Annotated in this window: 13 protein-coding genes, 1 riboswitch and 1 other annotated feature; of the genes, 2 read left to right on the forward strand and 11 right to left on the reverse strand. The window is 32.6% G+C overall.

Going from position 1 to position 11,829, the window contains the following annotated elements:
* Window positions 1-3 precede the first annotated feature (3 nt).
* From mraZ to asnB, 4 genes are all read right to left on the reverse strand, one after another.
* Window positions 4-435: a division/cell wall cluster transcriptional repressor MraZ gene (gene mraZ, locus AC1RP4_RS05515; protein ID WP_481761676.1), complete on the reverse strand. Its 432-nt coding sequence runs from the start codon at window positions 433-435 to the stop codon at window positions 4-6.
* 174 nt (window positions 436-609) lie between these two features.
* A complete protein-coding gene (locus AC1RP4_RS05520; protein WP_409022362.1) occupies window positions 610-978 on the reverse strand; it encodes a DUF3397 family protein in 369 nt (122 codons plus the stop codon).
* Window positions 979-990: 12 nt separating this feature from the next.
* Window positions 991-2,190 (reverse strand): aspartate kinase, encoded by a 1,200-nt coding sequence (gene dapG / locus AC1RP4_RS05525; protein WP_481761675.1) that lies wholly within the window; start codon window positions 2,188-2,190, stop codon window positions 991-993.
* A 22-nt stretch (window positions 2,191-2,212) separates the two neighbouring features.
* On the reverse strand, window positions 2,213-4,099 hold the full coding sequence (gene asnB / locus AC1RP4_RS05530; RefSeq protein ID WP_481761723.1) for an asparagine synthase (glutamine-hydrolyzing): 1,887 nt from the start codon (window positions 4,097-4,099) through the stop codon (window positions 2,213-2,215).
* Between the two features lie 199 nt (window positions 4,100-4,298).
* Here asnB and AC1RP4_RS05535 point away from each other — a divergent pair, with 199 nt between their 5' ends.
* Window positions 4,299-5,249 carry a magnesium transporter CorA family protein gene (locus AC1RP4_RS05535; RefSeq protein WP_409022360.1) on the forward strand — a complete coding sequence of 317 codons (951 nt, stop codon included), beginning with the start codon at window positions 4,299-4,301 and terminating at the stop codon, window positions 5,247-5,249.
* Between the two features lie 63 nt (window positions 5,250-5,312).
* Complete coding sequence (locus AC1RP4_RS05540) at window positions 5,313-5,423, forward strand: DUF4044 domain-containing protein (protein WP_409022359.1); 111 nt, start codon at window positions 5,313-5,315, stop codon at window positions 5,421-5,423.
* A 97-nt stretch (window positions 5,424-5,520) separates the two neighbouring features.
* Here AC1RP4_RS05540 and thiT read toward each other — a convergent pair whose 3' ends face one another.
* From thiT to AC1RP4_RS05575, 7 genes are all read right to left on the reverse strand, one after another.
* Entirely contained in the window at window positions 5,521-6,075 is a 555-nt protein-coding gene (gene thiT, locus AC1RP4_RS05545; protein WP_481761674.1) for an energy-coupled thiamine transporter ThiT, read from the reverse strand.
* A gap of 46 nt (window positions 6,076-6,121) precedes the next feature.
* A riboswitch (TPP riboswitch) is annotated at window positions 6,122-6,225 on the reverse strand.
* A 52-nt stretch (window positions 6,226-6,277) separates the two neighbouring features.
* Window positions 6,278-7,726, reverse strand: coding sequence for a cardiolipin synthase (gene cls, locus AC1RP4_RS05550; RefSeq protein ID WP_481761673.1), 1,449 nt, complete (start codon window positions 7,724-7,726; stop codon window positions 6,278-6,280).
* 15 nt (window positions 7,727-7,741) lie between these two features.
* Window positions 7,742-8,581: an amino acid ABC transporter substrate-binding protein gene (locus AC1RP4_RS05555; RefSeq protein ID WP_481761672.1), complete on the reverse strand. Its 840-nt coding sequence runs from the start codon at window positions 8,579-8,581 to the stop codon at window positions 7,742-7,744.
* 10 nt (window positions 8,582-8,591) lie between these two features.
* A complete protein-coding gene (locus tag AC1RP4_RS05560; protein WP_409022355.1) occupies window positions 8,592-9,230 on the reverse strand; it encodes an amino acid ABC transporter ATP-binding protein in 639 nt (212 codons plus the stop codon).
* A gap of 11 nt (window positions 9,231-9,241) precedes the next feature.
* A complete protein-coding gene (locus AC1RP4_RS05565) occupies window positions 9,242-9,898 on the reverse strand; it encodes an amino acid ABC transporter permease (RefSeq protein WP_409022354.1) in 657 nt (218 codons plus the stop codon).
* Window positions 9,899-10,066: 168 nt separating this feature from the next.
* Window positions 10,067-10,300: a binding site (T-box leader), on the reverse strand.
* A 44-nt stretch (window positions 10,301-10,344) separates the two neighbouring features.
* Window positions 10,345-11,148: a septum site-determining protein MinD gene (minD, locus tag AC1RP4_RS05570; RefSeq protein ID WP_409022353.1), complete on the reverse strand. Its 804-nt coding sequence runs from the start codon at window positions 11,146-11,148 to the stop codon at window positions 10,345-10,347.
* Window positions 11,149-11,150: 2 nt separating this feature from the next.
* The gene (locus tag AC1RP4_RS05575) at window positions 11,151-11,822 is read right to left on the reverse strand and encodes a septum site-determining protein MinC (protein ID WP_409022352.1); all 672 of its coding nucleotides are present in this window, start codon (window positions 11,820-11,822) and stop codon (window positions 11,151-11,153) included.
* Window positions 11,823-11,829 lie beyond the last annotated feature (7 nt).

The following is an 11,829-nucleotide window of genomic DNA, read 5'->3' on the forward strand; positions in this document are numbered from 1 at the left end:
TATTTAAAATCCAAAATCAATCATATTTTCTGCAATTTCATCAAAATTTTCTGATGCACTCTCTGAAAAACTATTCCATCGATCTTCACTCCATACTTCGAATCTGTTTGAAACACCTACTAGCACACATTTTTTTTCTAAATCAGCATGTGTTCTTAAAGGAACTGGAATATTAATACGGCCTTGTTTATCAAATTCACATTCTGTAGCTGCAGAATATAAAAATCTTACAAAAGCCCGTGAATCTTTTTTTGTTAAAGGGAGTGTTTTAAGCTTTTCTTCTAGGAGTGTCCACTCTGTTTGTGTATATCCGAATAAACAACCATCCATACCTCGAGTAATAACAAATTTCTCACCTAATTCCTCACGAAATTTAGCTGGAATAATTAATCTACCTTTAGTATCTAAAGTGTGTTTAAATTCGCCCATAAACATTGTGTACAGCCCCCCTTCATAGTAACTATTTAAATTTTACCACAATGCCCCACATTCCACCACTGAATTCCCCAATATTATGATTTTAAATGATAATATACAAAAAAACACTCAATCCTTTTTAGATTAAGTGTTTTTTACATTACTTATAATTAAAAATGTAGGACGATATCCTTAAAATAGTACTAAAAAGAGAAGCATTAAGAGGTACCATCCAAGCATATAAATATCAGTAATTTTCCAAATGGTCTTGAAAAATTTTGCATAAATTAATTCTCCATCTCGATACGCATACATAAGCGCACTAGCAATACCAATTAAGCACCAAGAAAATATTATAAATGGTGTAATCGATAAATTAAACTCTCGTACTGATAAAATATGTGTCAATAAAAGAAGTAATGGTGGTAAAAAATCAATGATTTGCAACCGTTTAGGCCAATTTTTACGTAAAATACGTTTAAGTAAAGTTAAAATTAGAATATATCCAAATATTAAAATTATCGACCCATACCAAGTTCCAAAAAATGGTAAAAGTTTCATAAATTACCCCTTTTAGATACTGCTTAAAAAGACATCATGTAATGCATTAACAGCAGTTTTTAAATCGTCCTGTTGAACTAAAATCCAAATTGTCGTATAACTATCAGTTGTTTGAAGAATATTAATATCCTTCTCAGCTAGTGCTGTTACAATTTTGGCCGTAACACCTGGTGTTCCAGTCATCCCCGCTCCCACAATTGAAACTTTCGCACAGTTTGGAAGCACTGAGACATCAATTCCAGCATCTACTAAAAGTTGTTTAGCTTTTTTTTCATCATCATTGAACAAATTAAAGAGGACTTTGCCAGGTGAGATATTAATAAAATCAACGCTCAAATTATTATTGGACATCAAATTAAAAACATCTTTTGGAGCATGATTAACTGTTTTAATTGTAAATTGACTGAGTCCAGTCACATGAGCAATACCAGTTACACTACGATAATGCTTTACACCTAAGTTTCGGTCGGTCACAAGGGTTCCCATCTCTTCAGGACTTTGCCAAGTTGAGCGAATCCGAACTGGAACATGGGCTTGTTGCGCAATTTCCACTGCACGAGGATGGATAACTTTCGCACCTTCATGAGCCATATTTGCAACTTCTTCATAACTGACTGTTTCTAGAAATTTTGCCTTTGTAACTAATCTAGGATCGGCAGTCATCATCCCTGACACGTCAGTAAAAATATCGACACGTTCAGCATCTAATGCTGCTCCAAGTAATGCAGCTGTCGTATCACTTCCACCACGCCCAATAGTCGTCGTTTGACCTTTACTTGTAGCACCTTGGAACCCAGTCACAACTAAAACATCAGCATCTTTAAATGCCTCATCAATTAAATCAGTATTAATGTTAATTACTTTAGCATTCTGAAATTCATCAGTTGTTTCAACTCCAGCATCCTGCCCTGTTAAAGCAGCAGCTTTAATGCCTTCCTTATTCAATAATTCAGAAAAAACTGCGGCAGAAATAGTTTCACCAACAGAAACAATCATATCAAGTTCTCTATTAGAAAGTAATGATTGCTCTCCATCGACAAGTCCTAATAATGAATCAGTTGCATAAGGTGCACCTTTACGCCCAATTGCTGAAACAACGACAACGACTTGATACCCTTTATCAACTGAATATTTTACGTGTTTTAAAGCTGCTCGTCTCGACTCATCGTCTTGAACCGATGTGCCACCAAACTTCTGAACCATAATTGTCATTATTTTGAACTCCCACTATTTATTATTTAGCTTTTTCTGTTACTGTTTTACTATCTTCTAATATGTCACTTTCAATGTAAATACGATGCCATACCATAAATGTTAAGACAGTCCATATTTTTCTGGAGTTATCTCTAACACCAGCACGATGTTCATCCAATAAATCTATGAAATATTGTTTGTTAAAAAATTCATCTGTTTGAGAATCATTAATAATTTGTTTAGCCCAGTCATACATTTCGTCTTTTAACCAAAAACGAATAGGCACAGGGAAACCTAATTTTTTACGATTTAAAACATGGTCAGGAACGATACCTTCAGCAGCTTTGCGTAAAGCATACTTGGTTGTTCCATGTGCAATTCTCAAATCTGCAGGCACTTCAGAAGCAACTGCAAAAACTTCTTTATCCAAAAATGGTGTTCTCAATTCTATGCTGTGTGCCATTGTTGTACGATCGGCATTATGCAATAAATCTCCATTTAACCATGTATGCATATCAATAAATTGCATTTGATCTATTTTATTGTAATCTTTTGATGCATTATAATATTGGCCAGTAATACTTTGGAATGGATGATTTTTATTATAGTCTTTAAAGAATGCTTCTTTTTCTTTTTCATTAAAAATAAAAGCATTACCAACGTAACGATCCTCCATTGGTGTCGTGCCTCGAAGAAGGAAACTTTGTCCACGCATCCCTTTAGGCATCATTTGAGCAATTTTATTCAACGCACCATTAATTGGTTTAGTGTATTTAAATCCTTTTAATGATTCAGGTTCATGATAAATAGTGTAACCACCAAATAGTTCATCAGCACCTTCACCCGTCAATGCAACTTTAACACGTTTTCTGGCCTCTTTAGCAAGGAAATATTGAGGCACAGCAGCCGGATCAGCCAAGGGATCATCCATATTCCAAATAAAATGTGGAAAAGCCTTCATAAATGCTTCAGCCGTAATAACAGAACTAAAATTAGCGACATTTAATTTTTCTGCGGTTTCTTGCGCAACATCTATTTCACTATAGCCTTCACGTTCAAATCCAACTGAAATTGTTTCTAATTTTGGATTTAATTCTTTAGCAATAGCAACAATAATAGACGAATCAATTCCACCAGATAAGAATGAACCAACTGGTACATCGGCACGCATATGCTTATCAACTGAATCAATTAAGACGTCTTTAATACGTTTAATATATGTCTCTTCTGGACGAACTACTGGATGAAATTCGGCAGAAAAATATCGTGTAATGACTGGCTTCTCGCCTAATTTTTTCGTTAAATAATGTCCAGGTTGTAACATATCAATTTCTTTAGTTAACGTTTCTGGTTCTGGTACAAATTGGAATGTCATATAATCTTGAAGTGCATCTTTATCAAATGTCTTATTTTTTAAAACTTTATAAATAGCTTTACTTTCCGAACCATAATAAAAATTGTCATCTGCTATAGCGTAATAAAATGGTTTAATCCCAAATTGATCACGGGCAGCAAAAAGTGTTTTTTCTTGCGTATCCCAGATAACAAATCCAAACATTCCGCGGAATTGCTTAACAGCTTCTGCACCGTACTTAGCATACATACCTAAAATGACTTCTGAATCAGAATCTGTTTTAAATTCATAACCATCAGCAACTAATGCTTCACGTAGTTCAATATAATTATAGATTTCACCGTTGAAAGTTAACCAGTAACGTTCATTTTCATATGAAAGTGGTTGGTGTCCGCCTTCTAAATCAATAATACTTAATCTTCTAAATCCCATTGTTATATCATCATCACTAAAATAACCTGAATCATCAGGACCACGGTGAACAATCATTTTTGTCATATTATGAACAATTTTATCGTAATCATCATTGGTATTTTTTTGTCTGTCGCTCAATACACCTGCAAATCCACACATATTTTCATCCCTCATTTTCATAAAAATCAATGTCTTATATTATAGATGATTCTACCATATATTTCAATTTAGGTTACAGTTATGTTTACTATTATAGCGTATTTGAACTAATCTTAACAACTAGATGTCTGAATTAACGAAAGCTTAAAAAATTTGGTATACTATGTATTATGTTATTCGAATAAAGGGGACTTTGATATTGATAGAATATTATACATCAACTGAGTTAGGTACAATTCAAAAAATAAAAGAATACAGTAAATCATGTTGGATTAACGTTACAAATCCTTCTGAAATAGAAATAAATGAACTTATTAAAAAGTATGCTATACCACGAGACTATATGACCGCTATTTCAGATGATCAAGAAAATTCAAGAACTGAAGGATTGTCTCAAAATATTGTTCCTGACTTAGTCTTAATGCAGTACCCTCATCGCATTAGAAACTCGCTAGGCTACTTAGAATACCAAACGTTTCCTTTTTCAATTATCTTAGCAGATGATGCAATAATTACAGTCTCAAATAGTGAACCAGATTTTATCAGTAAATTTATCGCGGATAGTCCAATTCATCAAATTAAAACGATAACATCGGATCAATTCACTTTGAAATTACTTTGGTATCTATCACAAAGTTTTGTCGTTGCGTTAAAATCTATCATTCAAGAAACCGAAAATTTAGAAAAATCACTTGCTAAAGCAACTAAAAATGAGCAATATTATCAAATGATGTCAATGCAAAAAAGTTTAGTTTATTTTGATGCTGCTTTAAAGAAAAATAATCCAGTACTTCAATCTATGGTTGACTCAAATGAGCATTTCAAACAAAAGGCAACTGATGATTTACTCACAGATGTTTTAATCGAGAACCAACAAGCCGAAACAATGACAAGCATTCAAACTAAAATATTAGAGAATTATGGTGAAATGGTTTCATCAGTTATTTCAAACAATTTAAATATTATCATGAAGGTCTTAACGTCGATGACGATTATTTTAACGATACCAACAATCGTTGGCGGTATGTTCGGCATGAACGTATCCCTTCCTGGTGCAGACACTCATTTTTCATTCTGGTGGTTACAATTAATCACGTTAATAATTTGTTTATTAACTGCTTATTATTTAAAGAAAAATGACTACTTTTAAGTTGACATTTTACTTATAAAAAAGTTATAGTTACACTATTAGATTTGAGAGGGTGGGTAAAACATGAAGAAAAAGAAATCTACATTCCAAAAAATCACAATGTTTGTCGTGTGGTTAATGATTCTTGTAACAGTCGGTGGTGTCGTTTTAACCGCAGTTATGTCAATCGCTTAATTTAAAAATAAAAATTTTAAAGGTTCCCAGCTTAATTAGCTAGGAACCTTTTTTATAAAAAAAGGCGGATTATTATATCCGTCTTTTTCTGTCTATTCTATTTAGCTAGGAAGATTCCTGGACTTTTTTTAAGTATGATACTAAGTATCAAGGTAGCAATAATCATGTTAATAATCATACTCCCACCATTGACAACTGCTGAGTACACAACTGGAGAAAGCCCCCATTGAACATATTTTGACCAAAAAATGATACCAGCCATAAAATGAGCACTGTATTTTAGAAATACAGCTATTAAAATCGCAAAAGTCAGTGATTGTATGGCACCACGCATATTTTTAGTACGCAACTGACTTAAAAAACGAGCAGAGAATAACCCAGAAAATCCTAGTACCAAATTAGCAACTGGATACTCTAAGATAGCCTGAACCGGCGTTAATACAAACGCAGTTCCAATTAAAATAGGTAATATACCATATAGTAACCCAATAATTAATCCCATTTTTAATCCGCGTCGTAAACTGTATACCACAATAGGTAACACACCTAGTGCAATATCAATATTTGGCGGATTAGGAACAAATGATAGCGCCATTGCTAAAGCGGCCATAACGACCCCTTCTAGTAATATCAATAATTTTTTTCTTTCCAACAAAAAAACCTCCTTTGACTTAGTAAACCAAGCACAAAGAAGGTGTTAATCTTCTACACACAATTCCTACGTTTGCATTAACAAACAGGTTCCAAGGGTCTGAATTTCTTCACTCTCAGCCAAAATTAATCGGCTCCCCTTTGTGTTGGTCTCCGATTAATAATATCGCATACATCCTGAAAAACGTCAAGCGTTTCCATTCCTATAATATCGGTGAAAGAAGTCTTGAAAACTGTTGCTTAAATTTCAACCAATGTGATTGATCATTAAAATACCTTTTCGTTAAAAGACTACTTTGTTCCATATCAGTTTCAAAAATTGTTTTAAGTGTGCTTGCCACACCTACATCATAAATAAATGCATTCGCTTCAAAGTTTAACTTAAAACTTCTAAAATCAAAATTAGCTGAACCAACGGATGCAACCATTTCATCAATTACAACTGTTTTAGCGTGTAAAAATCCATTGTTGTATTGATAAATTTCTACACCAATATTCGTTAGATCTTTCGCATAATACTGTGTAGCACGATAAACAAAGGCATGATCTGGCATACAAGGAATCATAATTCTAACCTGAACGCCTGAAGATACCGCAATATCTAACGCTTCTATAACAGAATCATCTGGAATTAAATAAGGTGTTTGAATATAAATATATTTTTTAGCTGAATTAATTAACTTAATATAACCTTTTTTTATTTGTTCAATTTCTGAATCAGGTCCACTAGAAACAATTTGCATGTTAACTTTACCTTTTGTAACAGTTTGTGGAAAATAACTTGACTGGTAATTAATCTGATTATTTCTCGCAGTTGCATTCCAATCCATAATGAACCTACTTTGTAGTGATCCGACAGCGTTTCCAAATACGCGAATATGTGTATCTCGCCAGTTACCAAATTTCTCACTTTCACCTAGATACTGATCACCGACATTGAATCCACCGATGTAACCGATTTTACCATCAATAACGACAATCTTTCTATGATCTCTAAAGTTCAAACGAAGATTTGAAAATGAAAAATGTGAACCCAGAAAGGCTTCTGCTTTACCGCCCAATTCCTCAAGATGTTTGAAGAATTTTTTAGTAGTTCCCTTTGATCCCAATGCATCATAGATGATTCTAACTTCAAGACCTTCATTTGCTTTCATTTCAAGTAACGTCAATAGTTCATTTCCAATATGCCCATCTTCGAATGCATAATACTCAACATGGATATGGTGTTTAGCTTTACGAATGTCTTGAAATAACGTCTTAAACTTATCATGCCCATCAATAAATAACTGAACCTCATTCTTCTTAGTTAAAATAGATTTCTCTATTTCTAAAAACATATGCATGATTTCGTTTACATCATCAGTATATTTACCGCTTGTTGTTAATTCTCCTCTGGCCCATTCTTCTTTTTGTTGATCTACTAATTGGTCAACACCCATACGACCCTGTGTTTTAATATCAAATATTTTTTCTTTTGAAATTTTCTTACCAAAAAAAAGATAAATTAAAAATCCAAAAATAGGTATACCTATCAAGACAAGAAGCCATGCCCATGTTGCAGCAATATCACGTTTTTCTCTAAAGACGGTCACAATTGCCGCTAACAAGTTCAATAAAAAAACAAGTAGCACACCAATATTTACATATGTCATATAGTCCCTCCAAAATTAATTATTTTGAATATTATTATTTTCACCAAACCATTTTTGATTTAATTCTTTTAGATAACCTTTGTTTTGCAACTCTGTTATTGCCCTATTAATTTTTAATTGCATTGTTGTATCAGATTTTCGCATACCTACCGCAAAATCTTCAGTTTTAAAATTACCATTTATCACGTTATATGCATTTGAATTCGACTGATGCTTAATAAAGTAGTTCGCATAGACATCATCAATTAAAAGTCCTTGAATTCTATCTGCATTTAAATCGATAAAAGCATTATCAAATGAATCATATTGAACAGGTTCTTTATCTTTAATATTATCTTTTAAAATATCTGGATGCAAATTTAAGCTATCAAATCCAGCTGAACCACTTTGAACACCTAAAATTTTTTGTTTCATATCAGAAAAAGAATTAATTTCACTTGATTTTTTTGTTACTAATACTTGCTTGTTCGTTAAATATGTACGACTGAAAGCAACATTCTTAGCACGTGCAGTTGTTTTTGTATACCCATTCCAGATTAAATCAATTGTCCCATTTTTTAATTCCGTTTCTTTCATAGACCAATCAATTGTTTGGAAATCAACTTGAATATCATATTTTTCAAAAACTTTTTTTGCTAAATCAACATCATATCCTACTAAACTACCATCTTTTTGTCTGAATGTCATTGGCACAAAACTATCATCAATTCCGATAACAACGGTACCCTTTTTTTGAATTGATTTCCAACTATCAACCGAATTCATTGATTGGCTACTATTGCTACAGCCAGCTAATCCTATAAACATCATCATAAATAATATTGTAAAAACAATTTTTTTTTCTAATTGATTCATTTATTATCCTCTAATCTTCTAGCGGCTTAACTTTTAATAATTTATCCGCAATATTTTCAGCAAATGGTACATCATGTGTCACTATTATTTGAGTCATTCCGTCTACTTTCAACGATAATATTAAATTCTCTACTTCCTGGCGTAGTGCTGGATCAAGTGCTGAAGTTGGTTCATCATAACACAAGATTTTAGGATTCATCGCTAATGCACGTGCAATTGCAACTCGTTGTTTCTGCCCACCTGAAAGTTGGTAAGGATATAAATGCCCTTTATTTCCGAGAGATAAGCGATCTAATAATTTTTGTGCTTCTTCCTCGGCCTGGACTTTATTACGATTTAAAACTAATTTTGGAGCTAACGTTATATTATCTAACACTGAAAGATGAGGGAATAATTGAAATTCCTGGAATACTACCCCAATAACACTTTCGTTCGTATTATTACGATATGGATCAAATGGTGAGGCATCAATTAGAATATCTCCAGAATCAATTGATTCTAACCCACTAATACATCTCAATAAAGTCGTTTTTCCACCACCAGATGGACCAACAATACTAACAATTTCACCATCATTAACTGTTAAATTAATATCATCTAAAATTAATCGTTTTCCATAATACTTTTTAATATTTTTTAACTCTAGCATAGAATTACTCCTTATTTGTAATAACTATAATGTTTTTCAATTTTCTTCAAGACAAGTGTAAATATAGCTGTTAATAACAGATAGATTGCCCCAACCATCAATAGTGGGACGAGTGTTACATCACGACTCGTCGCTACGTTACCGGCTCTTAATAAATCGCCTAACCCAATAACATATACTAAACTTGAATCTTTAACTAAATTAATAATTTCATTTCCAATTGAAGGTAAAACGATCTTGAACACTTGTGGAATAATAATTGTCCTAATAGTTTGCCAATATGATAGACGCAATACCTTTGCACTTTCATATTGACCTTTAGGAATCGATTGCAATCCACCCCTAAATATTTCAGCAAAATACGCACCATAATTCAAAATAAATGCAAATAATGCCGCATCGTATCGACCGAATACAATATGAATATGGAACTGTTGTAGTGTTGGTAGTCCATAAAACACAAAAATTAATTGTAGTAGCAGTGGTGTTCCTCGCATTAACCAAACATAAAAATTCAAAAAATACTTAATTGGTTTTATTTTTGAAATTAATCCTAATCCGACAATTAAACCAAGTGGAATCGATCCAATGATCGTCCAAAAAAATATTTCTAACGTTAATTTAGCACCATCTATTAATGATGGCAAAATTTCTAATATATAAGTCATTACATTATCTCCCTTTAGTTAAATAAAAAAATCCTCTCAAGCCAAATCAAATTGACTCAAGAGGACGATAGCCGTGGTGCCACCTCAAATTCATATTTTTCTCACGAAAAATAACTTATGTAGATTAATAAAAATGAGTATAAAAAAACTCTATAGTCATTATTGACTATAGAGGGCGACGAATCGCGGTACCACCTCAAACATCATTAAATTCTCACAAATTTAATCTTAACGAGTTTATTAAACTACAGCTATAACGGGCTTATCCCGGACTTCCCTAATTAACTAGTTTAGGAAATCAACTCGCAGATGTGTTTCAGACTTAAGAACTGTATCTTTTCAGCAATCGATACTCTCTTTAAAAGTTTGTTTAAGCCTTAATCTTCTGTTCAACGTTTTTCTTAATTGATAATAATTTAGCATACTGTCATTAACATTGTCAAGAATTAGTCTTTCTTAAACCATGAACCCATTTTTTTCCAAAAACCTTTTTGAGGCTGTTTTATTGTCATCAAGGGCACTGTTTCCCCTAGTAGTCGACGTGCTACATTACGATAACCTAATCCAGCTGGATTTTTAGAATCTAAAACAATTGGTTCACCATGATTTGATGTACTAATAACAGCATCGTCATCAACAATAATTCCTAATAAATCAATAGACAAATGACGTGTAATCTCATCAACATCCATTGCTTGACCATCTTCCATCATTTGACGACGGATACGATTAATAATTAATTTTGGTTGTTGTAATAATGGATTTTGCTCTAATAAACCTACCACGCGATCTGCATCACGAACCGCAGAAATTTCAGGCGTTGTTACAATAATAGCCATATCTGCACCAGCAATAGCATTCATAAAACCTTGCTCAATTCCAGCTGGGCAATCAATAATAACATAGTCAAACTCTTCTTTTAATTCATCAACAATTGCTTTTACTTGTTCAGGAACTAATGCTGATTTATCAGTATTTTGTGCAGCAGGTAATAAGTATAAATATTCGTTAAATCTCTTATCTTTAATGAGTGCTTGGTGTAACCGTGCACGACCCTCAGCTACGTCTACAATATCAAATAAGATACGGTTATCAAGACCTAAAACAACGTCTAAATTACGCAAACCAATATCTAAATCCATTAGAACAACCTTTTTTTCAAGAAGTGCTAATGCAGTTCCAATATTTGCAGATGATGTTGTTTTACCAACACCACCTTTACCAGATGTTACAACAATTGCTTTTCCCATCTTTAATATCCTCCAGCATGATTAAATAATTTTGGTCGAAGTGACTTTAATTCATCTCGATTGCCATAATCTATAATATGTAAATCATTAACATAGATTACAGTATCTTGACTGTTTGTTACTTTTTCATCATCTATAATATCAACTAATTCACCAATTCGTACTTGTGAAGCAGCTGAAACATCGCCCACAATAATGCTATCTGTATTATTGTTAAATCCAGCATGAATGACACCTTGAACTTCACCCATAACAAAAATATTACCAGCAGCTCGTAATTGACCACCCTGATGTAATTTACCTAAAAATAAAATATCACCTTTTAAATCAACTATTTGTCCACTTCGAATTGTTAGATAGCATAAATGAACGTTGTCATTTTCTTTTAAAATATTAGCATCTTCTATGGTCATTACTTCAGATTCGATTTTGTGTACTTTAAAATTACGGTATTCAGAAATAATTTTTTCGATTTTTTGCTTTTCATCTGCTGAAAACAATCGATTTTCTGTTTTAATATCAAACGAAATAACCGTTTCATCAGCATTCTTTTTTTCAGCACTTAAATTATTAAATAATTCTCTAAGTTCAACCAAAATTTTATCAAATCCGAAATCCTGTTTAAGAATAATTTCATAACCATCTTTATAACCTTTTAAAATAACACCTTGCATCTACGTT

This window comes from Dellaglioa sp. CoH-56-MRSF-10 (assembly GCF_056782175.1).

What these genes read in the sequence shown, in the direction of transcription:
- AC1RP4_RS05520 (WP_409022362.1), bottom strand. Translation starts at nt 978, where the DNA reads ATGAAACTTTTACCATTTTTTGGAACTTGGTATGGGTCGATAATTTTA.
- mraZ (WP_481761676.1), bottom strand. Translation starts at nt 435, where the DNA reads ATGTTTATGGGCGAATTTAAACACACTTTAGATACTAAAGGTAGATTA.
- dapG (WP_481761675.1), bottom strand. Translation starts at nt 2,190, where the DNA reads ATGACAATTATGGTTCAGAAGTTTGGTGGCACATCGGTTCAAGACGAT.
- asnB (WP_481761723.1), bottom strand. Translation starts at nt 4,099, where the DNA reads ATGTGTGGATTTGCAGGTGTATTGAGCGACAGACAAAAAAATACCAAT.
- AC1RP4_RS05555 (WP_481761672.1), bottom strand. Translation starts at nt 8,581, where the DNA reads ATGAATCAATTAGAAAAAAAAATTGTTTTTACAATATTATTTATGATG.
- minD (WP_409022353.1), bottom strand. Translation starts at nt 11,148, where the DNA reads ATGGGAAAAGCAATTGTTGTAACATCTGGTAAAGGTGGTGTTGGTAAA.
- AC1RP4_RS05575 (WP_409022352.1), bottom strand. Translation starts at nt 11,822, where the DNA reads ATGCAAGGTGTTATTTTAAAAGGTTATAAAGATGGTTATGAAATTATT.
- AC1RP4_RS05540 (WP_409022359.1), top strand. Translation starts at nt 5,313, where the DNA reads ATGAAGAAAAAGAAATCTACATTCCAAAAAATCACAATGTTTGTCGTG.
- AC1RP4_RS05565 (WP_409022354.1), bottom strand. Translation starts at nt 9,898, where the DNA reads ATGACTTATATATTAGAAATTTTGCCATCATTAATAGATGGTGCTAAA.
- AC1RP4_RS05560 (WP_409022355.1), bottom strand. Translation starts at nt 9,230, where the DNA reads ATGCTAGAGTTAAAAAATATTAAAAAGTATTATGGAAAACGATTAATT.
- cls (WP_481761673.1), bottom strand. Translation starts at nt 7,726, where the DNA reads ATGACATATGTAAATATTGGTGTGCTACTTGTTTTTTTATTGAACTTG.